At 33.1% G+C, this 26274-nt stretch carries 18 protein-coding genes; 8 read left to right on the top strand and 10 right to left on the bottom strand.

Features of this window, described 5'->3' with window-relative positions; translation table 11 throughout:
* Positions 1–645: 645 nt before the first annotated feature.
* The 4 genes from BUB42_RS08495 (at position 646) to BUB42_RS08480 (ending at position 3207) form a co-directional block, all read left to right on the top strand.
* Complete coding sequence (locus tag BUB42_RS08495; RefSeq protein ID WP_073019130.1) at positions 646–885, top strand: DUF6364 family protein; 240 nt, start codon at positions 646–648, stop codon at positions 883–885.
* A complete protein-coding gene (locus tag BUB42_RS08490; RefSeq protein ID WP_073019128.1) occupies positions 885–1292 on the top strand; it encodes a type II toxin-antitoxin system VapC family toxin in 408 nt (135 codons plus the stop codon). The genes BUB42_RS08495 and BUB42_RS08490 overlap by 1 nt, the downstream gene beginning before the upstream one ends.
* Before the next feature lie 817 nt (positions 1293–2109).
* On the top strand, positions 2110–2415 hold the full coding sequence (locus BUB42_RS16730; RefSeq protein WP_244533907.1) for a Crp/Fnr family transcriptional regulator: 306 nt from the start codon (positions 2110–2112) through the stop codon (positions 2413–2415).
* A gap of 96 nt (positions 2416–2511) precedes the next feature.
* Positions 2512–3207 (top strand): hypothetical protein, encoded by a 696-nt coding sequence (locus BUB42_RS08480; protein WP_073019126.1) that lies wholly within the window; start codon positions 2512–2514, stop codon positions 3205–3207.
* A 319-nt stretch (positions 3208–3526) separates the two neighbouring features.
* On the opposite strand, the gene BUB42_RS08475 is transcribed toward BUB42_RS08480, so the two are convergent.
* On the bottom strand, positions 3527–3754 hold the full coding sequence (locus BUB42_RS08475) for a CDGSH iron-sulfur domain-containing protein (RefSeq protein WP_073019124.1): 228 nt from the start codon (positions 3752–3754) through the stop codon (positions 3527–3529).
* Between the two features lie 257 nt (positions 3755–4011).
* Between BUB42_RS08475 and BUB42_RS08470 the strand changes: the two genes are divergently transcribed.
* On the top strand, positions 4012–4233 hold the full coding sequence (locus BUB42_RS08470; RefSeq protein WP_073019122.1) for a hypothetical protein: 222 nt from the start codon (positions 4012–4014) through the stop codon (positions 4231–4233).
* Between the two features lie 139 nt (positions 4234–4372).
* Complete coding sequence (locus BUB42_RS08465; protein WP_073019121.1) at positions 4373–5425, top strand: glycosyltransferase family 9 protein; 1053 nt, start codon at positions 4373–4375, stop codon at positions 5423–5425.
* A gap of 162 nt (positions 5426–5587) precedes the next feature.
* Here BUB42_RS08465 and BUB42_RS08460 read toward each other — a convergent pair whose 3' ends face one another.
* A complete protein-coding gene (locus BUB42_RS08460; RefSeq protein ID WP_073019146.1) occupies positions 5588–6592 on the bottom strand; it encodes a TlpA family protein disulfide reductase in 1005 nt (334 codons plus the stop codon).
* A 265-nt stretch (positions 6593–6857) separates the two neighbouring features.
* Between BUB42_RS08460 and BUB42_RS08455 the strand changes: the two genes are divergently transcribed.
* The gene (locus tag BUB42_RS08455) at positions 6858–7367 is read left to right on the top strand and encodes a pyridoxamine 5'-phosphate oxidase family protein (RefSeq protein ID WP_073019119.1); all 510 of its coding nucleotides are present in this window, start codon (positions 6858–6860) and stop codon (positions 7365–7367) included.
* A gap of 59 nt (positions 7368–7426) precedes the next feature.
* Here the strand turns inward: BUB42_RS08455 and BUB42_RS08450 are convergent, their stop codons facing one another.
* From BUB42_RS08450 to BUB42_RS08435, 4 genes are all read right to left on the bottom strand, one after another.
* The gene (locus BUB42_RS08450; RefSeq protein ID WP_073019117.1) at positions 7427–8860 is read right to left on the bottom strand and encodes a C40 family peptidase; all 1434 of its coding nucleotides are present in this window, start codon (positions 8858–8860) and stop codon (positions 7427–7429) included.
* Positions 8861–9444: 584 nt separating this feature from the next.
* Positions 9445–11706, bottom strand: coding sequence for an aconitate hydratase (locus BUB42_RS08445; RefSeq protein WP_073019115.1), 2262 nt, complete (start codon positions 11704–11706; stop codon positions 9445–9447).
* Positions 11707–11980: 274 nt separating this feature from the next.
* On the bottom strand, positions 11981–12934 hold the full coding sequence (locus tag BUB42_RS08440; protein ID WP_073019113.1) for an AAA family ATPase: 954 nt from the start codon (positions 12932–12934) through the stop codon (positions 11981–11983).
* 117 nt (positions 12935–13051) lie between these two features.
* Positions 13052–14461: a peptidylprolyl isomerase gene (locus BUB42_RS08435; protein WP_073019111.1), complete on the bottom strand. Its 1410-nt coding sequence runs from the start codon at positions 14459–14461 to the stop codon at positions 13052–13054.
* Positions 14462–15044: 583 nt separating this feature from the next.
* Here BUB42_RS08435 and BUB42_RS08430 point away from each other — a divergent pair.
* On the top strand, positions 15045–16634 hold the full coding sequence (locus tag BUB42_RS08430; RefSeq protein WP_073019109.1) for a peptide chain release factor 3: 1590 nt from the start codon (positions 15045–15047) through the stop codon (positions 16632–16634).
* Positions 16635–16747: 113 nt separating this feature from the next.
* On the opposite strand, the gene BUB42_RS08425 is transcribed toward BUB42_RS08430, so the two are convergent.
* The 4 genes from BUB42_RS08425 to rpoB all read right to left on the bottom strand — a co-directional run bounded on the left by BUB42_RS08425 (position 16748) and on the right by rpoB (position 26092).
* Complete coding sequence (locus BUB42_RS08425; RefSeq protein WP_073019107.1) at positions 16748–17101, bottom strand: hypothetical protein; 354 nt, start codon at positions 17099–17101, stop codon at positions 16748–16750.
* A 251-nt stretch (positions 17102–17352) separates the two neighbouring features.
* On the bottom strand, positions 17353–17658 hold the full coding sequence (locus BUB42_RS08420; RefSeq protein ID WP_073019105.1) for a DUF3467 domain-containing protein: 306 nt from the start codon (positions 17656–17658) through the stop codon (positions 17353–17355).
* Between the two features lie 81 nt (positions 17659–17739).
* Positions 17740–22050, bottom strand: a complete 4311-nt coding sequence (gene rpoC / locus BUB42_RS08415; RefSeq protein ID WP_073019103.1) for a DNA-directed RNA polymerase subunit beta' — start codon at positions 22048–22050, stop codon at positions 17740–17742.
* A 229-nt stretch (positions 22051–22279) separates the two neighbouring features.
* Positions 22280–26092, bottom strand: a complete 3813-nt coding sequence (gene rpoB / locus BUB42_RS08410; RefSeq protein ID WP_073019102.1) for a DNA-directed RNA polymerase subunit beta — start codon at positions 26090–26092, stop codon at positions 22280–22282.
* Positions 26093–26274: the final 182 nt, after the last annotated feature.

Here is a 26274-nt window from a genome sequence, read left to right as displayed (position 1 = left end):
ATTCAAATATGGATTAGATTATTTATCCAAATTCCTTTTAACGGGATTTAATTCATTAGAAAACAATATGTTCAGTTTTTTGTCATGTACTTAAAAGCAAATTACAAAAACCGGCAAAAAATTCGCTCATTCTTTCAAAAGGAAATTACTGGCGGGTATGCAAATAAGCAATGGTAGCTTGAATAGTAGTCCCGTAACTTATAGAGTCTTGATTTGGATAGTAAGCCAGACACTAAAAGCAAAGATGCTCGTTATGTTCGCTGTGGTAAATCAACATGTTTTCAATAACAAAAGGCCGAAGTATTGATTACGAAAGTAAATTCCCCGAAGCGTAAAAGCTGGAACTGCTTGGGAGTCCTTTAACAACATGGATTTAATGTAAAAAAAAAACGGTAAATCGATATCAAGAGGCAAGAACGCCTCTTTTTTTTGAAGTAAAATGAAAATGGTTTTTATTGTGATTTCTTTCATATTTTACTTTTCGGCAAATCAAATAAGTCTACCGATACGTTAATGCGCTTCAAAAATTTTTAAGATTTTTAAATGGACTGCCTTTTGTGGTAATCACAATAAAAATTTCACTTGATAAAAATATCACGTAACTATTTATTATCTTTACACGTGTAAACTTAAAAAAATTTAATTATGAACACAAAACTTACATTAAATCTTGATAAAGAAATAATAAACGAAGCTAAAACTTATGCCAAAAGTCAAAGTATAAGCTTATCTAAACTTATAGAAAACTATCTTAATTTGTTAACTATATCCTCTAAGAAAAAGTCATCAGTTAGTCCTTTGGTTGAAAGTTTGACTGGAATTATTCCTAATGATTATGACGAAAAGAATGATTACAGAAATTACATTGACCAAAAATATTCATAATGGAAAATATTTTTGTAGATACTAATGTAATTATCGACCTTTTAGCTAAACGTGAACCTTTTTATAAAGAAGCTCAAAATTTATTCACTCTAAGTGACAAACAGCAGGTACAACTTTTCATTTCCTCATTAACTTTTGCCAACGCATATTATTCTATCGTCAGACATCATAAAGAAGTCGATGCAAAAAAGTATTTATCAAAATTTAAAGTATTAGTAACTATTCTTTCTTTGACAGATAAAGCTATCGAATTAGCTTTGGCATCAGATTTTAAAGATTTTGAAGATGGATTGCAATATTTTGTAGCAATGGATAATGCAGCAGATGTTATAATCACTCGAAACAAAAAAGATTATGCGAATTCTAAAATCCCTGTAATGACGGCTGGAGAATATATGAGTAGATAAAGCGACTTGCACAAGAATCTAAGTTTACGGTGAGCCTGACAACGCACCGAATTAAAGGTAAAGGACAAAGTAATAAAGTCGCGGGAAAATTATTTTGGCTCTCAAATGGAACCAGTTGCATATCGTAAACACTTCGCGCGTTATTGCAAAAATATAATTGTTTCACATGTTTGGGATCAAATGAAAAAAATTCCCTTTTTTGCAGCACAATAAGATTTGCTTTTTTATTGTTCCTCATAACTTTTGACTAGAGACCTCTTAATTAATTAGTTAGATAAAGATTATTGATTCTTTATTTAATAGAGCAACTTCTACTAAAATAATACCTGTAAGTAGCGGCCTCATTGCTCCCTGCACCATGTCTCATTTCGACCTTTTTTTACGTTTCAAAATTTATGAAGACAGTTACAAACAATTTATAAAATGATTTTTCGATCCACTTAAAATCAATTATATTTACCAAACAGTTGATACATTTAGAAAGCTTAATAGGTTTTTAGACTGTCTTATGTTCTACGTATTTTTTAAATTCCTGATAATGATTGTCAAACTGAAAACATATTGCAAAACAAAAGTTCCACTAACAAACGAGGAACTTAATATTATTGACAACTATTACGAACTACGATTTTGAAAGAAAAAAGAGTTTTTATTACAAGGTGGAAAAGTTTGTGATTTTGTTGGATTTATTGTTGACGGCACAATTAGACATTTTCATATTAAAGATGGAGTAGAAAAAACTTGCGACATTTCATTTGAAAACTCGTGGGTAACTGACTTCCAAAGCTTCACTCAAAATATAAATTGCATTATAAATTTGCAAGCCATTGAGGACACTAACGTAATTATTATAAGAAAAGATAACTTGCACATTTTATACAAAGAATGCAGTAAATATGAAACTTTTGGACGTCTTATGGCTGAACAAGTTGCACAAAGAGCTACTGACATTGCAATGTCTCTGTCTTCAGAAAAACCAGAAGAACGAGTTCGAAATTTGCTTGCAAAACAAACCGATATATTTCAAAAAGTTCCTCAAAAATATATTGCTAATTTTTTGGGTATAAGTCCAGAAAGTTTGAGCCGAATCAGAAAAAGAATTTTACAAAAAGAAAAGTCTTAACTTAAGTCATCGTTTTTAGCTTTCCTGTCATTGCACCTTTGTATCTCAAAACATTTAAAAAATGAAATACAAATTATTCACCTTAATCCTACTGCAATGACAATTACAAATAGCTTAACAGCTCAGCAATTAGAATTTTCGGAGATTAAAAAGTTCGAACATCGTTTAGATGATGTGATGGAAATTATTGATCCAACCGAATTGAAGATAAAACTCAAAGAAGTAGAAAACCAATTTGAGCAAGAGCCTAACGAAATAAACAAAGTTAGACTTGGTATAATTTACCATGAAACGTCTTTGAATCTCGGTTTTTTATCAAAAACAGTGTTCAAAGGATATTCCCAAAGAAGCTATGATATTTTAACTGAATTACTCTTTGACGCTGCGACGACTAAAGAATTGCTGCCTTTTATATCTTCTTATCAAGCATCAGCTCTTTCTTTAGTTGCAGGTGAAACAATGAAGCTTAGCTTGGTTGGAGATGCTTTTTTACTTTTTAAAGAGAGTATTAAGAAATATGGAGACATAAGTTATTTACCAGAATTTTTAAGAGCAAGCGTATCTGAAAATTTACCTTGGTTTTTCTTTTCTAAAAGAAAATTTGCAAAAATTGACACACAATCCATTATTAACAAACAAATCAAAAACAGCAATTACGCTAATTGGAAAATAATGAGTTTTACATATTGGGCTTGGGCAAACAAAAATCAAGGAAAGAAATTGAGAAATGAAGCAATTGCATATCTTGACAAAGCAATTGCATTAGATCCTAACTACAAAGCAGGACGATAAAAAGCAGAAGAACTTAAAGCCAAAATGATCAAATAATTTAAATGCAATAGCTTATTCTTGTTTGGCACATTGTTGCGAACGATCACCCAAGCGATAACGGACGGAGAAAGATTATAGCCGCAGCAAAAATTACAGTAAGTAAGCTGGAACCAGTTAAATTTCTTTAAAAAAATAGGAAATTATTGTAAAATTAAAAAAGTCCCTAAATCATCGAGATCAAAAGGCTAACACGCCACTTTTTTTTACAGAATCATAATATAAAAGAAAAGCTAAATCCGTCAAGATTTAGCTTTTTCGTTTCATCAAATGAAAACGAAATCTATTTCGTTTTCATAGGTGGTAAGTTAAACGCAGCTGGTTCGTGATCAAAACCATTGCGATGTGATCCATCACAAAATGGTTTGTTAACTGATAAACCACAACGACAAAGACCTAAAGTTGTTCTACCTTCTAATCCGTAGATGTTTCCTTCGCAATCTGTTATTTCAAAATCGCCTTCTATTTTGATAGATCCATTGCGATTAATTGTTAGTTTTGTTGTACTCATGAAAGTATTTATTTTTGAATGTTCAAAGATTATAAAATAATTTAGCTCCTATCGATTTAAGTTCATTTATTTAAGCGGTGATACGCTAATTTACATTAATTCTATTTTACATTGAAAGATAGAGTAGTTTCATATATTTGGAACATTACCAATTTTATTATTTCTTTACAAAAAAGAGTTCCAACTCTTTTCACTTTATAAAGATATTAAATTTAGTATTTTTTAGGAATATAAATCAATTTAATACTCCCATTTTCATGAAAAATAAAATTGCGCTTACGTTGTTTTTAGCAATTTTAGCTGGTCATAGCTTTGACCAAAAAATAAACGTTGCCAAATTAGACAGTTTATTTCAAATTTTGGAAACCAATAATAAATTTATGGGCAGTATCGCCGTTTTCCAAAATGGCGCACTTCTTTTTTCGAAATCCATTGGAATGGATAAGATAGAAAGCATTAAAAAATCTCGTAATTTATAAGGTAAGAATTGTTTTATTCACTTCATAAATTATAAATTTGCCTTATTAATAATAATTGTTCTGTTTCATGCAAAAGGTAAAATTAGTTTTTTTCACGATGGAAAATTTAAAGTTTCATTCTCTCACCAAATAATTATACATGAGTGTTCTAGAAAAAGTAAATCAGTTTAGGAGAATTTTGACGCAAGGGTTGACCAAAAATATAGGTCGCTCCTATCGTTCTGATAATTCATCGATAACTGACGAAAGCAGTATCAAGCGCGTATTAATTTCTCGGCCTAACCATAGATTAGGAAATCTATTACTGATAACTCCACTTGTTCAAGAGGTTACTACTATTTTTCCAAATACAAAAATTGACTTATTTGTAAAAGGTGGCTTAGCGCCAATTGTATTTGAAAATTACAAAAATATAAACCAAATCATTGAACTGCCTAAAAAGCCTTTTAAAAATCTTACTGACTATTTTAAAGTCTGGATAAAACTGAAAAGCCAAAAGTATGACATTGTCATAAACGTTGCAAAAGATTCATCCTCAGGACGATTATCAGCGCAATTTTCAGATGCGAAGTATAAATTTTACGGTGAAGTTAACCTCGATTTGCAAAAAACCTATCCGGATTATGATCATATAGCAAAAAATCCTGTTTACGAGTTTAGAAACTTTCTCAGCAATTTAGGGTTTGCTAAAATCGAGCGCCCAGTTCCGCTATTAGACTTAAAATTGTCAAATTCAGAAGTAATAAATGGCAAAGAAATAGTACAACAACTGGTCGATAATGATAAAAAGAATATTTGCATTTTCACTTACGCTACATCAGATAAATGCTATTCAGAAATATGGTGGAAAAAATTTTACAGTAACTTGGTCGCTGAGTTTACAGAATACAACATAATAGAGGTTTTACCGGTAGAAAATGTATCCCAAATAAACTTTAAAGCACCAACATTTTACAGCAAAGACATACGTGAAATTGCCGCTGTAATCGCCAACAGTGAAATTTTCATCGGTGCTGACAGTGGGATTATGCATTTAGCGAGTTCAGCTCTGACTCCAACCGTTGGTCTTTTTTCACGCGAAAACAGCAATACGTATTTACCGTACGGTAATCGCAGCATAGCAATCAATACCAATAACGGAGATACAGAAAGTTGGATTGCGACAATAAAAAATGTTCTACAAACAATTTAAGAGCAGATAGTATATTTGAAGCCTAAAAAAAACTGATCATTCAAACGGCATAAAATAATTTTTCATTCAAATAAAAAGCCGCCAAGATATAAATCGAGGTGGCTTGTTATATCAATACAGAGTATGAAATAGCAATTGCCTACGCTAATTTTTTCGAATTACTTATTTTAATATCGCATCAAATTCTGCTTCAATTGTTGGACTTGATGGTCGTGGAGCGTCTGCTTTTACTATTTTCCCGTTCGGATCTACTAGAATAAAACGAGGGATTCCTGAAATATTATAATCTTTTACAAATTGTGAATTCCAGTCATTATCAGCAAGAACCTGTACGCCACCTAATTCTTTATCTTTAATCAATGTTTTCCACTTTTCAATGTCTTTTACTTGATCGATGGACAGACTTACAAAAACAATATTTTTCTGATGATACTTTTCTTCTAATTTCTTTAAAAAAGGAATTTCTGCACGACATGGCGCACACCATGTTGCCCAGACATCAATGTAAACATATTTCCCTCTAAAATCTTCTAATTTAGTTTTACCACCCTTATAATTATCATATTCAAATGACGGAGATAGCGAACCATTTAATTTTTTGGTCTTAAGTAATTCCAAATAGTATTGATTTAAACCTACGACAGAATTTTCAATATTTTTCTTTTGTAATAATACAAAATTTTCATCCAATTTCTTTTTGTCTAAAGTCACGAGATTAGCTGCTTTTTTAGTAAGGAGATTTTTTGAAAAATCTTCTTCATTCATGCCTAACAACGCATCATAATCATAGCTTTTATCCTGCAATGCACTTTGGGCTAAAAAATTATTTTCTTCAGCACCTGTCCCTGTGTAAACAATTGACTCATCAAATTGCTTCGCATCCATTTTCATTCTTAGGTCATATCCATTTTTAAGAAACATTTGCGTATACTCTTTGCCATCAAAAAACATGTACAAACCTTCAGTAACAGCAAAGGAATTTTTAAATATTCCAGCCTTGTCAACGATAATTTTCACTATCTCATTTCCATTTTTTGGATCTAAAATGGTAACAGCGTCCGAGTTCCGGTTAGCAATTTCAGCTTGAAAAACAATTGATGATTTAGTTTGAGCTATTACACAAACTGATAAAAGACAAAATCCAATAACAAAATTTAATTTATTCATAAGTGTAAGTTTTATATTATTATTCAAAACTAACATATAATCAAATTAAATGTTAAATATTAACACAAATTTAATTTTATCATTCAGTAGGATATCTAAAACTCAATATTTGGTCACGAGAAAAATACTTATAATTACATTTGCCTCTGCAATATGTAAAATTTGAAACTTTTAAACTAAATTTTATAATAGGTTTGAGTAAGGAAATAATGAACTTTGTAAAATAGCAATTATTAGCAATATACTCACCTAAAAATTAAAAATTATGAGCGATAAGAACATTGAATACTCTGTTGAAGGAATTGATAAATTTAAAAGTTTAATTGAAGCTATAAATATATGTCTGTTTTGCACCAATCTTAAAACACATGATGGCGCTACAACAAGACCTATGAGTGTTACTCATGTATGTGATCAGGGAAATATTTGGTTTTTTAACGCTAAAAACAGCGAAAAAAATAAAGAAATAGAGCAAAATCCTACAGTACAATTGTTTTTTGCGCATCCTGCGAAAGGAAGCTATATGGTTGTAAATGGAGACGCGATAATTACCACCGATCCAAATAAAATTGAAGAACTATGGACGCCAGCAGCTGCAATTTGGTTTGAAAAAGGCAAAGACGATCCAAATATTTCTTTGATTAAAGTAACTCCTTCTAGTGCTTATTTTTGGGACACCGATGGAAACAGAATGATCAATCTATTAAAAATGGCCGCTTCATTTGTAACAGGAACAAACTTAGTTTCCGGAACCGAGGGAGACATAAAGATTTAGTATAAAAGTACAAAACGCTCCATCTAGGAGCGTTTTAAGTTATATAAATAAAGAGGTAACTATTGAACTACTCTATTTATTTGACTAAAATTTTTACCGTAGTACCTTTCTTTAGTTGATGAAATAATTACACCATTACTAGTTGATGAATGAATGAATTTTATTTCGTCATCATTTACCTCTACTACCATACCCACATGATTAATCTGTCGGCGTCCGTTAGTTTTAAAGAAGATCAAATCTCCTTTTTGTGCTTCTTCTGTATTTACAACTGTACCAACTGTTGACTGTTGATGGGAAGTTCTTGGTAGTTTTATATCAAATTCGCCAAATGTCTTATAAATTAATCCAGAGCAGTCAAAACCAGATTTTGAAGTTCCGCCTGTGCGATATCGAGTGCCAAGGTTTTGCGAAGCATTATCTATTAGTTGATCCAGAACTTCAATGTTGAAGACAGTTTTCATATTTTTATTAAAGTCAATTGTGCTGGTTAAAACCGGTAAATTTTCATTTGTTTCAGTATTTGCAAGAGCAGTTTCCTCGCCAGCAAGTGCTTGGTATGTAATGCTTATCTTCTTCCCTATAGTAAGCTTATTTTTAATTTCAGGATTCTGATTTTCTAATTCTTTTACTGTTATTCCGTAACGCTTAGCGATAGCGTACTTAGTCTCTTTTGGCAAAATTTCATAAGTAATTGTCTGCGTATTATTAATTTTAATTTTTGGCTTAGCTTCCGAAATTATCAGAGAGTCATTATTTTCTATCTGATTAGCAGCTATGGAATTTAGTTTACTATCAGGTGTATAAATAATTTTATCGTTAAAAGAATTTTCATCAACTTTTACTCCATGAATTGGAATATTAACCAACTGACCTACGCGTATCAATTTTGTTCCAAGGTTAGGATTAATTGCATCAAATTCTTTGATTGTGATTCCGTATTGTTTGGTAAGCGAGTACTTAGTTTCTTTAGGTAAAACTTCTCTAATAAAAAATCCAGCCTTTTGATCTTCGGCAGTATTTTCTTTTAATTCTTGTACTTCTGACTTTTCAGCAATGAGAGATGAATTTTGAATTGATTTGGTATTCTCAGGTAAATTTATTTTTTGTCCTATTTTTAACTCTGAAGATAGAGATGGATTTCCTAACATCAAATCGTTAAGCGAGATATCATATTGTTTTGCAATTCCGTACAATGTTTCTTTCGGTTTTACTTCATGAAACTGGTTTGAATTTTCAACTTTCACTTCGTTTTCTACAAAGGTGCTTTGCTTTAAAGCTATTGGAATCAGCAATATAGAATTAATCTTTAATGTTTTATTGGCACTGGGGTTTAATTTTGAGATTTCGCTTAGTTTAACATCGAACTTACTTGCAATACTCGATAAAGTTTCTCCTTTCTTGATGCTGTGTTTTATAAATTTTTGTTGCGAAAAAACAGTATAGGTAGTAGATAATACCAAAACGATTAAAATTTTCAGCCCTTTAGTCATATATTTTAGTTTTTCTATCCCAGCTTAGTATGAATGCTGCCTATGGATCTAATTATTAATTTAGATGATATCAATCGCAATTTGTGACGATTAAAGTGTAGCTTCATTACTGGATCCAACAAAAAAATATATAACTCTAAATGAATCCTAAATTCCACGAAAAGCTAAAATAGATAAAATATTCAAAAAATCAGCAAAATTGTTTCATAATTTTTAATAAAAATTATATAATTAGCTGATTTTGTATTATTTATGGTATCGTGATTTTTAGAAAACATTAAGAAGTTCTTAAATCATTTATTTAAAAATCAGTCGTTTCATTAAGCGAATATTTTATGTTTATAATGATAAATTGATCACACGTGCAGCGACAGCGGTACATTAAAAATTCATCACCATAAATTTTTGATGATTTTCATTGGAAAATTGCAATAATATTTTAATGTATTATCACACGAAAAGTAGTTTACAGTTATGATAAAGCTGATAAAAAAAATGTTTAGCAACTAATTACAAAATAGATTGTAATTAATTACTAAACACTTCTGTTAAAGACAGGCATATTAAAGCGCTGTTACATTTAATTATGCCTCGGCAGCAATTAAATTTAATGCTGAGCCGGCAACGAACCATCCTATTTGACCTTCATTATAGGTATGGTTTGCCATAATTATATCTGCACTTCCGTCAGCATGTACAAACTCTAATGTTAGAGGTTTTGCTGGTGCAAATTCTATTAAATCTAAGAAATTGATTGTATCATCTTCTTGGATTTTATCGTAATCAGCTTCGTTAGCAAAAATAAGACCCAACATCCCTTGTTTTTTAAGATTTGTCTCGTGAATACGTGCAAACGATTTTACTAAAACAGCTCTTACACCAAGAAAACGTGGCTCCATAGCTGCATGTTCACGAGAAGAACCTTCGCCATAATTATGATCTCCCACAACAATAGATGGAATCCCTGCAGCTTTGTATGCTCTTGCTACAGCAGGAACTGCGTCATATTCACCTGTTAATTGGTTCTTAACTTTATTTGGTTTTTGATTAAATGCATTAATAGCACCAATCAACATATTATTAGAGATATTATCTAAATGTCCACGGAAACGCAACCACGGTCCTGCCATCGAAATATGATCTGTTGTACATTTTCCAAAAGCCTTAATCAACAATTTCGCACCCGTAATATTTTTGCCATCCCAAGGTAAAAATGGAGCCAATAATTGCAATCTCTCTGAATCTTCATTTACTGAAACGATAATAGCAGATCCATCGGCCGCTGGAGCTTGAAAACCTGGATCTTTTGCATCAAAGCCTCTTGGAGGTAATTCATTTCCTGATGGTGCTTCTAATCGAACTTCCTCGCCATTTTCATTAATTAAAGTATCTGTCAAAGGATTAAAACCTAAATCGCCAGCAATGGCTAAAGCAGTAATCAATTCTGGAGATCCTACAAAAGCTAACGTATTAGGATTTCCATCGGCACGTTTAGAAAAATTACGATTGAAAGAGTGAACAATGGTGTTGCGTTCTTCCTTTTCGGCACCTTCTCTATCCCACATTCCAATACAAGGCCCGCAAGCATTTGCAAAAACAGTTGCTCCCATTTTATCGAAAATATCAATAAATCCATCGCGTTCTATTGTGTAACGCACTAATTCAGAGCCTGGAGTTATCGTGAATTCTGATTTTATTTTTAAGTTCTTATCCGTAACTTGTTTAGCTATAGAGGATGCACGAGCGATATCTTCATAAGAAGAATTGGTACAAGATCCTATTAAACCAACCTCGATTTTTAATGGCCAATTGTTTTTGATAGCTTCCTCTTTCATTTTAGAAATTGGCGTAGCTAAATCTGGCGTAAACGGTCCGTTTAAGTGCGGTTCTAATTCATCTAAATTGATTTCAATTACTTGATCAAAATAGGCTTCTGGATTTGCATAAACTTCTGGATCACCTGTTAAGTACGGCGCAATTTTGTCTGCTGCATCAGCAATATCTGCTCTATCCGTTGAACGTAAATAACGTCCCATCGAAGCATCGTAACCAAATGTAGATGTAGTGGCGCCAATCTCAGCACCCATATTACAAATAGTTCCTTTTCCTGTACAAGACATACTAATGGCACCTTCACCAAAATATTCTACTATTGCACCTGTCCCACCTTTTACCGTTAAGATTCCAGCTACTTTCAAAATAACATCTTTTGGAGCTGTCCAACCAGATAATTTTCCAGTCAATTTAACTCCTATTAATTTTGGAAATTTCAATTCCCATGCCATTCCGGACATTACATCAACTGCATCGGCTCCACCTACTCCAATAGCTACCATTCCTAAACCACCAGCATTTACTGTATGAGAATCGGTTCCAATCATCATCCCACCTGGAAATGCATAATTTTCAAGAACCACTTGGTGTATAATCCCAGCTCCTGGCTTCCAAAAGCCAATACCATATTTATTAGAAACTGAAGAAAGAAATTCAAAAACTTCATTACTTTGAGTTTTGGCTCTAGCCAAATCCGTTACTGCATCAACCTTAGCTTGGATTAAGTGATCACAATGCACTGTTGTAGGAACTGCAACTTTAGTTTTACCAGCATGCATGAATTGCAACAATGCCATTTGAGCAGTTGCATCCTGACAAGCCACTCTATCTGGAGCAAAATCAACGTAATCAACACCTCTTGTAAAAGCGTGAGATGGCATTCCATCCCATAAGTGATTGTATAAAATTTTCTCAGTTAAAGTAAGCGGACGACCAACAATTTCGCGTGCTTTGTCAACACGACTCGTCATGTTGTCATACACTTTTTTAATCATTTCAATATCAAAAGCCATAATGTAAAGGATTGTTTGTTATTTGTCCTGCAAATTTAAGTATTAAAGACGAGAATTAAAAAGAATTTAATAGAACTCCACTTTTGCAAAATTATTATTGCAATAAAACCAATTTCACTGAACAAAAACGAGAAAAGACTAAAAAAAATTTAATATACTGTATAATTAATAATTTTTAATCTAAAATTTAACAAAATACGATAATTTATAAGCTTAAAAACAATACGAAAAAACGCAAACTATATCGATTTCTATTTGCTATTTGCCTGTGAAATCAAATTAATTTAGCAATAATAATTTCTTCTGTAATTCCTTCGGCATCTGCTTTATAGTTTTTGATAATACGATGGCGCAAAATACCCGTTGCCACTGCTTTTACATCTTCTATATCAGGTGAGAATTTTCCGTTAAATGCAGCATTAGCTTTGGCTGCCAAAATTAAATTTTGAGAGGCTCGCGGTCCTGCTCCCCAATCTAAATAATTTTTTACAAATTCATTAGAAAGTGGATTATCAGGTCTGGTTTTACTCACTAATGTCACGGCATATTCAATCACATTATCTGCGACAGGGATGCGACGGATCAAATGTTGAAAATCAATAATTTCTTTAGCCGAAAATAACGGATTGATAGTAGTAGTAACGTCGGAAGTAGTTTGTTTTACCACTTGAACTTCTTCCGCAAAAGAAGGATATTCAAGTTTGATAGCAAACATAAATCGGTCCAATTGTGCTTCTGGCAAAGGATAGGTTCCTTCCTGTTCAATTGGATTTTGAGTTGCTAAAACAAAATAAGGCAAAGCCAACTTGTAATTTTCGCCCGCGATAGTAACGGAACGTTCTTGCATAGCTTCTAGTAGAGCGGCCTGAGTTTTTGGGGGTGTTCTATTAATTTCGTCGGCAAGTACGATATTCGAAAAAATAGGTCCTTTTATAAATTTAAAGTGCCGACTTTCGTCCAGTATTTCACTACCCAAAATATCAGAGGGCATTAAATCTGGTGTAAATTGAATTCTCTTAAAGTCTAGTCCGAGCGCTTGGGACAATGTATTTACAAGTAATGTTTTAGCTAAGCCAGGAACTCCCACTAATAAAGCATGCCCACCAGAAAAAATACATAATAGAATTTGATCTACCACTGCATCTTGACCCACAATAATTTTTGCTATTTCCTTTTTTAGCTCATTCCTTTTTTGAACTAAATTTTGTATTGCTGCTACATCTGACATTTATAAAATATATTTAAATTAAAAAAGAGTTAGTATTATGAATTCATAAAACTAACTCTTTCTCTTATTTAACGAAAACTTTTTACCTCTTTTCTGTGATATACTAATAAAATAGATCTATTTTTTGAGCCAATTATTTGTAAAATCACAATCTCTATATTCTCCAATGATTTTAATGTATGTTTCTTTTATCTTTTCATCAAACCATTTTCCAATAGCAGTAATTTGTTTGCTCTTTAGCGCCAAATCTTTGATTTTAATAAAATCTTTTCCATAATCAGCAGTATGCTCATCTATTCTATTGGTAACGGTTACCAATTTAAATTTTTTCTTTCCCTCTTCCACCTCTTCTAAAATTGGATCTGAAACCTGATTAGCTTTTAAATTAGACACCTGACTGTAAAAAGCGGGATCCATTTTAGTCAATTCAAATCGTGTGTCTTGCGTTTTTGGATTGATAAGAGCTCCGCCATTTGCTCTTGTTTCTTTTTCATCAGATAATGTTCTTGCCGCTTGCGCGAAAGTTAGTTCTTTATCCTGAATCCTTTTCTTAATCAGCGTAATTTTTTCTCTCGCTTCAGTTAAAGCTGCCTCCGTCACAGAAGGAGCTAATAATATATGTCTTAATTCCACTTCTTGTCCACGGATTTTTTCGACATAAATTATATGATAACCAAAGGTTGTTTCAAATGGTGCTGAAATTTCACCTTCTGCTAAACTAAAAGCTACTTCTTTAAATTCTTTGACAAATGGAGTTTTGCGGTTCATTTTATAATAACCACCTGTAGCACGTGATCCAGGATCTTGAGAATACAATACTGCTTTCGTTGAAAAACTGGAACCTTCCTCTATTTCTTTTTTGAAACCATTTAATCGATCAATTACTTTTTGCTTATCTGCTTCCGAAACTTTGGGTTCTACTATAATTTGAGCAACTTCTAATTCAACACCAAACAAAGGCAAATCATCTTTGGGAATTGTTTTGAAATAGTTGCGTACTTCCTCTGGAGTAATTTCAACAGCGTCAACAATTTTTTTCTGCATTTCTGAAGTCAGTTTTCCTTCTTTCAAAATATCGGAAAAATAACTTCTAAACTCCTCCTCTGTATCTTTCTTATAATATTGAATCACTTTTTCAAGTGAACCTATTTGCTGAACCATGTAACTTACACGCTCTTCCATCATTCCCTTGATCTCAGAATCAGTTACAACAATGCTGTCTTGAATTGCCTGGTGAGCATATAGTTTATCTTCTAATAATTTTCCAAGCATCTGGCATCTTGATATATCCTTTACAGAACCACCTTGAGCTGATATTTCGAGAAAAGATTTGTCAATGTCCGAGTCTAAAATAATATAATCTCCAACTGTTGCGATTACACCGTCAATTTTAAGCTTTCCAGTAGTTTGCTTTTTGATAACAGGAGCAACTACCGAATCATTAATAATTTCTTGGGCACTTAAAATAAAATTTGTAAAGAGTAAAAGAAAAAAGGTAAGCGCAATTCTATAATTAATGAACTTCATTGGTGATTTATTTTATTGGTATAGTTATTTATAGCTGTTAATAGCAAATACTCTTGATGACTATTTTACGCTCTCTGCAAAACGTACAAGCTTATTTTTGCAAATATACGCTTTAAGAATAACACTCAAAAAAGGATTCTATTGCAATACGTTAGCTACAGTAAAATTTGCAAGGAGCAAAAATAACAATTCAATTATATAATACAAGTTTCGAACCTACTATTAACAAAAAATTATATCGTTAATTGCGATCTTTATCCCAATAGAAAAATTTAGCTAATTACACACGTTACTAACTAAAACAAATGAGTTTTAATGCATCGTTAACAAAATAGCACTAAAGGAAAAAGTCAATAAATTGAGCATTTGATAAACAAAAACAGGAGTTACGGAATTCAAACACAATTATATCTTTTGGCCCAAACAATTTTAAATAAATAATTCTAAAATGAGCATTAATAATTAAGTAATCAATTTTCATTAACAATAGAAAAATTATCACGCTTCTCAAATTTTAATTTAGTTTCTCAATTTTTTTAAATGGCATATATAAATAGTACTTTTGCACCCTATTTATACAAATATGGGCTTTTTAGAAGAAATACAACGCAGAAGAACTTTCGGGATTATTTCACATCCTGATGCCGGAAAAACAACACTTACTGAAAAACTCCTCCTTTTTGGTGGTGCTATTCAAGAAGCAGGTGCCGTAAAAAACAATAAAATAAAAAAAGGTGCTACAAGTGACTTTATGGAAATTGAAAGACAAAGAGGAATATCAGTTTCTACTTCTGTTTTGGCATTCAATTATAAGGACAAAAAAATAAATATTTTAGATACTCCAGGACATAAGGATTTTGCGGAAGATACTTTTCGCACTTTGACCGCGGTAGATAGTGTCATTGTAGTAATTGACGTTGCAAAGGGCGTTGAAGAACAAACAGAAAAATTAGTTGCCGTATGTAGAATGCGAAAGATTCCAATAATTGTTTTTATCAATAAATTAGACCGCGAAGGAAAAGACGCATTCGACTTGATGGATGAAGTAGAGCAAAAACTAGGTTTGAGGGTTACCCCATTAAGTTTTCCTATTGGAATGGGTTACGATTTTCAAGGTATTTATAATCTTTGGGAACAAAATATTAATTTATTTAGCGGCGATAATAGAAAGAATATTGAAGAAACAATTGCTTTTTCCGATGTGAAAAATCCAGAATTAGAAAAAATAATAGGTCAAAAGCCAGCAGATAGATTACGAGAGGAATTAGAATTGATTGATGAAGTTTATCCTAAATTTGATCAGCAAGATTATTTAGATGGAAAATTACAGCCTGTATTTTTCGGTTCAGCGCTGAATAATTTTGGAGTAAGGGAATTATTAGATTGTTTTGTAGAAATTGCTCCATCTCCAAGAGCCAAAGAATCAGAAACTCGATTAGTTGATTCAAAGGAAGAAAAAATGACTGGATTTGTTTTTAAAATTCATGCTAATATGGATCCAAAACATAGAGATAGGTTGGCATTTATAAAAATTGTTTCTGGAACCTTTGAAAGAAATAAACCGTACTATCACGTTCGCCAAAAAAAGAATTTAAAATTTTCGAGTCCAAATGCTTTTTTTGCTGAAAAAAAAGAAATAGTAGATATTTCCTATCCAGGAGACATTGTAGGTTTACATGATACTGGAAACTTTAAAATTGGCGATACTTTGACAGAAGGCGAAATAATGAGTTTTAAAGGGATTCCAAGCTTCTCTCCTGAACATTTCAGGTATATCAACAATGCTGATCCAATGAAAGCGAAACAATTGGATAAAGGAATAGATCAGCTGATGGATGAAGGTGTAGCTCAATTATTTACTCTAGAAATGAATAATAGAAAAATCATTGGAACGGTTGGCGCGCTTCAGTACGAAGTTATTCAATATCGTTTAGAGCATGAATATGGAGCAAAATGTACGTATGAAAATTTTCCAGTTCATAAGGCTTGCTGGGTAAAACCAAATGATCCAAAAAGCGACGAATTTAAAGAGTTTAGACGTATCAAGCAGAAATTTTTAGCTCATGACAAATATGGACAATTAGTTTTTCTAGCTGATTCTGATTTTACAATACAGATGACTCAAAACAAATATCCAAATGTAAAATTATTTTTCACATCAGAATTCGAATAACAAAGAATTTCTAAGACAAATAATTGAATCATTGTCGATCCTTATTTAAAACTAGAATTAAGCAAAAAAAAACGCTAATTGAAAAATTAGCGTTTTTTTTTATGTAAATTTTCTTAGGAAATCATACTATCTAAGTTTGTTGCTTTTTTTAAAAACGCTTTCATTAGCAGACGGTTTGGCGCTGTTCCCAAAATAATCATTTGCTTTTTCAGATTAGAATGCTCTGCAGGCATTTTGATAATTGGATCTTGCTTCGTACCCATAAACCAAAGTATAAAATTCGAAGTATTTGAGGAGGAAACTTCCGAACCATTTCCAACTTTATTCTCGGAAATTATTTCATTTTCTGTTGCTACATTAGTGTCATTTTGCGCAGAAACAGTGGTATGTGAAGCCAAAATAAAAACAAAAATTACAATAAATTTTAAAGCTTTATTTGAATTTGTGTTTGAGAAAAAATATAGCATAAAAATTGAACTTTTATAATGTGATGAATTATCACATTATTTAGAGCGCAAACTTATATCAATTGTAAAGGCATCTAAAATTTTTTCGATCAATAACCATTTTACTCGTTTAAAGTAAGTTTGATTCACTCTGAAAATTCTAGCTAAGTGTAACACTGTACTTTTATTTCAATTTTCTGTACTAAATTATTTGATACCCGCTGTAAGCTAAAAAAAAAGGCTTCCACCGTAGTGAAAGCCTTTTTAGATTATTATGCTTGTCCCGCAGGACCAAAGTTAAGCGGAATAGGAACTTGCTCCGTATCTTTGATTTCGCCATGAGCGGCTTCAAAACGATGAATATTTTCACCAATTGCTTTTAGCAATCTCTTCGCGTGCTGAGGTGTCAAGACAATTCTTGATTTTACCTTAGCTTTTGGAATTCCCGGCATGATGCTGACAAAATCCAAAACAAATTCAGATGAAGAGTGATTGATTATAGCTAAGTTGGAATAAATTCCTTCAGCTGTTTTCTCATCCAATTCAATATTTATTTGTTCCTGTTGTTGATCTTTCATATTTTTAGTACTTAGTGGTTAGTCCATTAGTCCTCAGTAATTAGCTTTGAAGCTAAGTGCTAAGGACTAAGCACTAAAACCTTAATAAATATATTCCTCTTTACTAGCCATCATGTCATTGTAATCTTCCTTTGAACCTACAATTGTATGATCATATTCTCTCATACCGGTTCCAGCAGGGATTCTATGTCCAACAATTACATTTTCTTTCAATCCTTCTAAGTAATCGATTTTACCTGCAACTGCAGCTTCATTTAACACCTTAGTAGTTTCCTGGAACGATGCAGCAGAAATAAATGATTTCGTTTGCAAAGATGCTCTTGTAATACCTTGTAAAACTGGTGTAGCAGTAGCCGTTACGACATCACGCGCTACAACAAGATTTTTATCAGTACGTTTCAGTAAAGAGTTTTCATCACGCAACTCACGAGGGGTAATAATTTGACCTTCCTTGAGTGCACTAGAATCTCCAGCATCTTCAACTACTTTCATACCATATAATTTATCATTTTGAACGATAAAATCTTTAGTGTGAATTAATTGATCTTCTAAAAATAATGTATCACCTGGATCTTGAACTCTTACCTTACGCATCATTTGACGTATTACTACCTCAAAGTGTTTGTCGTTAATTTTCACCCCTTGTAAACGGTATACTTCTTGAATTTCATTTACCAGATACTGTTGAACAGCTGCTGGACCTTGAATTCTTAAAATATCGTCTGGAGTAATTGCTCCATCAGACAAAGGAACACCTGCTCTTACAAAGTCATTTTCTTGAACTAGAATTTGGCTTGATAATTTAACTAGGTATTTTCTAATATCCCCGAATTTTGATTCAATCACAACTTCACGGTTACCTCTTTTGATTTTTCCAAAAGAAACAACACCATCAATCTCAGATACTACAGCTGGATTAGAAGGATTACGAGCTTCTAACAACTCTGTAATTCTAGGTAAACCTCCAGTGATATCTCCTGATTTAGAAGAACGACGAGGAATTTTTACCAATACCTTACCTGCTTTAATTTTCTCACCGTTGTCAACCATCAAGTGGGCTCCAACTGGTAAGTTATAAGAACGAATCAATTCGCCATCTTTACCGTAAACCAATAAAGTTGGAATTAATTTACTAGCTCTAGATTCAGAAATTACTTTTTCTTGGAAACCAGTTTGCTCATCAATTTCAACCATGAATGATTGCCCTTGCTCTAAATCTTCGTAAGCAATTTTACCCGTAAATTCAGAAACGATAACTCCATTATACGGATCCCATTTACAAATTACATCTCCTTTTACAACAGACTGACCGTCCTTAACAAAAATACTTGAACCGTAAGGAATGTTATTGGTACTTAATAAAATACCCGTTTTCTCATCAATTAATTTTAATTCTGTTGAACGAGATACCACAATATCAACTGCATTTCCTTCACTGTCTTCACCTTTAACGGTTTTCAAGTCTTCGATTTCAAGCTTACCATTAAATTTAACAACAATGCTAGATTCCTCAGAAATACCACCCGCAACTCCACCTACGTGGAACGTACGTAAAGTTAACTGCGTTCCTGGTTCTCCAATAGATTGTGCTGCAATTACACCAACTGCCTCACCTCTTTGTGTCATTTTACCAGTAGCTAAATTTCTACCGTAACATTTAGCACAAATTCCTTTTAACGCTTCACAAGTTAATGGTGAACGAACTTCCACTTTCTCGATAGGAGAAGCGTCAATTAATTTCATTATTGCTTCTGTGATTTGCTCACCAGCGTGAATCAAGATTTCATTAGTCAAAGGATTAACTAAATCTTGTAAAACAACACGACCTAATATTCTTTCTCCTAATGATTCTACAATTTCCTCATTTTTCTTTAATGCTGAAACTTCCACACCTCTAAGTGTACCACAATCTTCGATGTTAACAATAACATCTTGAGATACATCGTGCAATCTTCTTGTTAAGTATCCTGCATCGGCAGTTTTCAAAGCCGTATCTGCAAGACCTTTACGCGCACCGTGAGTAGAAATAAAGTACTCAAGGATAGAAAGACCTTCTTTAAAGTTAGAAAGAATTGGGTTTTCAATAATTTCACCACCACCAGCGGTAGATTTTTTTGGCTTAGCCATCAAACCACGCATACCAGTTAACTGACGAATTTGTTCTTTGGAACCCCTTGCTCCAGAATCAAGCATCATATACACAGAGTTGAAACCTTGTTGGTCCTCTCTAATGTTTTTCATTGCTAACTCTGTCAATTGAGCATTTGCTGAAGTCCACACATCAATAACTTGGTTGTAACGTTCGTTATTTGTTATAAGACCCATATTATAATTAGCAGAAATACCTTGAACTTGTTCTCTGGCATCTGCAATTAATTTTGGTTTTTGTTCTGGAATTCTAATGTCTCCAAGTGAGAATGATAAACCACCTTTGAAGGCAAATTTATAACCCATGTCTTTCATGTTATCCAAGAAAGCCGCAGTTGTAGGCACATCAGTAGAACTTAAAACGTGTCCAATAATGTCTCTAAGGTTTTTCTTAGTCAATACATCATTGATATATCCAGCTGCTTCTGGTACTACTTCATTAAACAATACACGACCAGCAGTTGTTTGGATAATTTTAAATACTAATTCTCCAGCTTCATTAAAATCTTTAGCTCTAATTCTAACACGAGCATTCAACTCAACTCTACCTTCATTCAAAGCAATATTTACTTCTTCAGCAGAATAGAAAGTGATTCCTTCTCCTAAAATTTTAAGTTCAGGAGTTGACAAACGTTCTTTGGTCATGTAATAAAGACCAAGCACCATGTCTTGAGAAGGTACTGTAATAGGAGCTCCATTTGCAGGATTCAGAATGTTATGAGAACCCAACATTAATAGCTGTGCTTCTAAGATAGCTTCTGGTCCTAAAGGCAAGTGAACTGCCATTTGATCCCCATCAAAATCCGCATTAAATGCAGTACAAACTAAAGGGTGCAACTGGATGGCTTTTCCTTCAATTAATTTTGGTTGGAATGCTTGAATACCTAATCTGTGCAAAGTAGGAGCACGATTTAGTAATATCGGGTGGCCTTTAATTACATTTTCAAGGATATCCCAAACTACTGGCTCTTTCTTATCTATTATTTTTTTAGCTGATTTTACCGTTTTTACAATTCCTCTTTCAATCAATTTACGGATAACAAAAGGCTTGTACAATTCTGCTGCCATATCTTTAGGGATACCACATTCAGATAATTTTAATTCAGGTCCAACAACAATTACCGAACGAGCAGAATAATCCACACGTTTTCCTAGTAAGTTTTGACGGAAACGTCCTTGCTTACCTTTTAGGGAATCAGATAATGATTTTAATGGTCTGTTAGATTCTGTTTTAACTGCAGATGCTTTACGAGTGTTATCAAATAATGAATCTACAGATTCTTGCAACATACGCTTCTCATTTCTCAAGATTACCTCTGGAGCTTTAATCTCCATTAATCTTTTCAAACGATTGTTACGTATAATTACTCGACGATATAAATCATTCAAATCTGAAGTTGCAAAACGACCTCCATCAAGTGGCACAAGCGGACGCAATTCTGGTGGAATAACTGGTACCACTTTCATAATCATCCATTCAGGACGATTTTCACGGTTCAAGTTAGACTCACGGAAAGATTCAACAACTTGTAATCTTTTTAATGCTTCTGTTTTACGTTGTTTAGACGTTTCATTATTGGCATTATGTCTTAATTGGTAAGACAATTGATCTAAATCAGTTCTTGCTAATAAATCCATAATACATTCTGCTCCCATTTTGGCAACAAATTTATTTGGATCAAAATCATCAAGATATTGATTGTCAGCAGGAAGAGTGTCAAGGATATTCAAATATTCTTCTTCTGTAAGGAAGTCTAATCTTTGAACTGATTCACCTTCTGCGTTTTTAGCTATACCGGCTTGGATTACTACGTATCTCTCGTAGTAGATTATCATATCTAATTTCTTAGATGGTAGGCCAAGGATATAACCTATTTTATTTGGAAGAGAACGAAAATACCAGATGTGAGCAATTGGCACAACAAGGTTGATGTGACCTACTCTATCTCTACGTACTTTTTTCTCGGTAACTTCAACACCACAACGGTCGCAAATAATTCCTTTGTAACGAATTCTTTTGTATTTACCACAAGCACATTCAAAGTCTTTTACTGGACCAAAAATACGCTCACAAAAAAGACCGTCACGCTCTGGCTTGTGCGTACGATAGTTAATTGTTTCAGGCTTTAAAACCTCTCCTCTTGATTCCTTCAGGATAGATTCTGGCGAAGCTAATCCTATCGAAATTTTGCTGAATCTTTTTACAGGATTCTTATCTTTATTATTATTTCTATTGTTGATCATAGTTTTTACTATTGATTTATTTGCAATTAAAAATTGATTTTGTTTAAACGTTACAATATAACGTCTCTACTCCTCGGGTTACTTCTCTAAACTTCAAATTAGAAGTGCTAGTTATAAATACATTAAATATTTATAAAAAATCGGAACGGTTTACGGGTATAAATCTTAAAAACTTTTATAAATACCGGGTAGAGACGTTGAAATGCAACGTCTCTACGTCGGAATTATATTATTCTTCTAAACGAATATCTAGACCTAGACCTTTCAATTCATGCATTAATACATTGAATGATTCTGGTAATCCTGGTTCTGGCATAGATTCTCCCTTAACGATTGCTTCGTAAGTTTTAGCTCTACCAATTACGTCATCCGATTTAACTGTTAAGATTTCACGTAAAGTACTTGACGCTCCATAAGCCTCAAGAGCCCAAACTTCCATCTCTCCAAAACGTTGTCCACCAAATTGTGCTTTACCACCAAGAGGCTGTTGTGTGATTAAAGAGTACGGCCCAATAGAACGTGCGTGCATCTTATCATCAACCATGTGACCTAGTTTCAACATATAGATAACTCCAACTGTTGCAGCTTGATTAAAGCGCTCTCCAGTTCCCCCATCATATAAATACGTATGTCCAAAACGAGGTATTCCAGCTTCGTCAGTCAACTCATTGATTTGATCTAAAGTTGCTCCATCAAAAATAGGAGTAGCAAATTTTCTACCCAAGTTTTGACCAGCCCAACCTAATACCGTTTCATAAATTTGACCAATGTTCATACGTGACGGTACACCAAGTGGGTTCAACACAATATCAACTGGCGTTCCATCTTCAAGGAAAGGCATATCTTCATGACGAACGATACGAGCAACAATACCTTTGTTACCGTGACGTCCCGCCATTTTATCCCCAACTTTCAACTTACGCTTTTTGGCAATATATACTTTAGCTAATTTCAAAATTCCAGCTGGCAATTCATCACCAACAGTAATTGTGAATTTTTCTCTACGTAATGCACCTTGTAAATCGTTCAATTTAATTTTATAGTTATGAATTAAATCATTAACCATTTTATTAGTTGCATCATCAGCAACCCATTGACCTTTACTTAAGTGAGCAAAATCTTCAACAGCATAAAGCATTTTTTGAGTGTATTTTTTACCTTTTGGTAAAACCTCTTCACCCAAATCATTCATTACACCTTGAGATGTTTTACCGTTCACAATCACGAAAAGCTTCTCTACTAATTTATCTTTTAATTCAACAAATTTAGTTTCAAATTCCATTTCTAAAGCGCCTAAAGCATCTTTATCTTGCGTACGTTTACGTTTATCTTTCACTGCTCTTGCGAACAATTTTTTATCTAAAACAACACCATGTAATGAAGGAGATGCTTTTAATGAAGCATCTTTTACATCACCTGCTTTGTCCCCAAAGATTGCACGAAGCAATTTCTCTTCCGGAGTAGGATCTGATTCTCCTTTTGGAGTAATTTTTCCGATAAGAATGTCACCAGGTTTAACCTCGGCTCCAATTCTAATCATACCATTTTCATCTAAATCTTTAGTAGCTTCTTCAGAAACGTTCGGTATATCGTTCGTTAATTCTTCGTTACCTAATTTAGTATCTCTCACTTCTAATGAATAATCATCAACGTGAATAGAAGTAAAAATATCATCACGTACTACTTTTTCAGAAATTACAATAGCATCCTCAAAGTTGTACCCTTTCCATGGCATAAACGCCACTTTCAAGTTTCTACCTAAAGCTAATTCACCATTTTGAGTTGCATAACCTTCTGATAAGACTTGACCAAGAACCACTCTATCCCCTTTTCTTACGATAGGTTTAAGGTTGATACTTGTACCTTGATTGGTTTTTCTAAATTTGATTAGATTGTATGTTTTCTCATCAGATTCAAAACTTACCATTCTTTCTTCCTCAGTACGGTCGTATTTGATTGTAATGATATTGGCATCTACATATTCGATAACTCCATCTCCTTCAGCATTTATCAATACTCTAGAATCAGAAGCTACTTGACGCTCTAAACCGGTTCCTACAATTGGAGCTTCAGGACGAATTAATGGTACGGCCTGACGCATCATGTTAGATCCCATCAACGCTCTGTTCGCATCATCATGTTCCAAGAAAGGAATCAATGAAGCAGAAATAGAAGCAATTTGATTTGGGGCCACATCTGTATAATCAACTCTTGTAGGTTCAATTACAGGGAAATCACCTTCTTGACGTGCAATTACGTCTTCGGCAGTAATTTTTCCATTGGCATCCATTTGGATATTTGCCTGAGCAATCATCATTCCTTCTTCTTCTTCTGCGCTTAAGTAAACTGGCGTAGAAACTAAATCTACAGTTCCGTTTGTTACTTTACGATAAGGCGTTTCAATGAAACCCATTCCGTTTACTTTAGCATAAACACCAAGAGATGAAATCAAACCAATGTTTGGTCCCTCAGGAGTTTCAATTGGACATAAACGTCCGTAATGCGTATAGTGAACGTCACGTACCTCAAATCCAGCTCTTTCTCTAGAAAGTCCACCTGGTCCTAGTGCAGATAATCTTCTCTTGTGCGTGATCTCAGCAAGTGGATTTGTTTGATCCATAAACTGTGACAACTGGTTTGTTCCAAAGAAAGAGTTGATAACAGATGACAACGTTTTAGCATTAATCAAATCTATAGGTGTAAACACCTCGTTATCTCTAACGTTCATTCTCTCCCGAATAGTTCTAGCCATACGCGCTAAACCTACACCGAATTGTTGTGACAATTGTTCTCCAACTGTTCTTACACGACGGTTTGATAAGTGATCAATATCATCAATCTCTGCTTTAGAGTTGATTAATTCGATCAAATATTTTACAATAGTTATGATATCTTCTTTGGTTAAGACTTGCTTTTCCATTGGAGTATCTAAACCTAATTTTTTATTTATTCTATAACGACCAACTTCACCTAAGTTATAACGTTGATCAGAAAAGAACAATTTATCTATAATACCACGAGCCGTTTCTTCATCAGGCGGTTCAGCATTACGTAATTGTCTATAAATATGTTCAACAGCTTCTTTTTCAGAGTTTGTTGGATCTTTTTGCAACGTATTATGAATGATCGCATAATCACCTTGATTAGCATCTTCTTTATGTAGCAAAATAGATTTAACGTTAGAATCAATGATTTCTTCTACATTATCTTTGTCGATAATAGTATCTCTATCAAGAATAATTTCGTTACGTTCGATAGAAACTACCTCACCAGTATCCTCATCTACGAAATCTTCATGCCATGTATTCAATACACGAGCAGCTAATTTTCTACCGATATATTTTTTTAGACCTGTTTTAGAAACTTTAATTTCCTCTGCAAGGTCAAAAATTTCAAGGATATCCTTGTCTCTTTCAAATCCAATAGCACGGAATAAAGTAGTTACAGGTAATTTTTTCTTTCTATCAATATAGGCGTACATTACGCTGTTTATATCTGTAGAAAATTCTATCCAAGAACCTTTAAAAGGAATTACTCTTGCAGAATACAGTTTAGTTCCATTTGCATGGAAAGATTGTCCAAAGAAAACACCTGGCGATCTATGTAACTGCGAAACAACTACACGTTCAGCACCATTGATAACAAAAGTACCGCTTGGCGTCATGTAAGGAATTGTTCCAAGATATACATCTTGAACAATCGTTTCAAAATCCTCATGCTCTGGATCTGTACAATATAGTTTTAACCTTGCTTTTAAAGGTACACTATAAGTCAGACCTCTTTCTATACATTCTTGAATTGTGTAACGTGGTGGATCTACAAAATAGTCAAGGAATTCCAATACAAAATTATTTCTTGTATCTGTAATAGGGAAATTTTCCATGAAGGTATTGTAAAGCCCTTCGTCGCCTCTCTCGTCAGATTTAGTTTCTAATTGAAAAAAATCTTTAAACGATTTAACCTGAACATCTAGAAAATCTGGATATTGAGGTATGTTTTTTGTTGAGGCAAAATTTAATCTTTCAGTCTGATTTGTGATCATCAATGGAGAAATTTTGATTAAAAAAAGTAGTTTTAGTGCAAAACACTGTTTAATATATAAAACAATCTATACTTTTTTTTTATAACCAATACATCTTTAAAAATAGTTTAAGAGCAAGTCCAAACCCCATTTTCTTTCATCGTATTGATTTAAAAACCTTTTTGTATTTATGCTATTTTATA

The organism is Flavobacterium micromati (assembly GCF_900129585.1).
Taxonomy (GTDB): Bacteria; Bacteroidota; Bacteroidia; order Flavobacteriales; family Flavobacteriaceae; genus Flavobacterium; species Flavobacterium micromati.
Note: the sequence above shows the minus strand (reverse complement) of the source record. Positions and strands in the feature narration are given on the sequence as shown.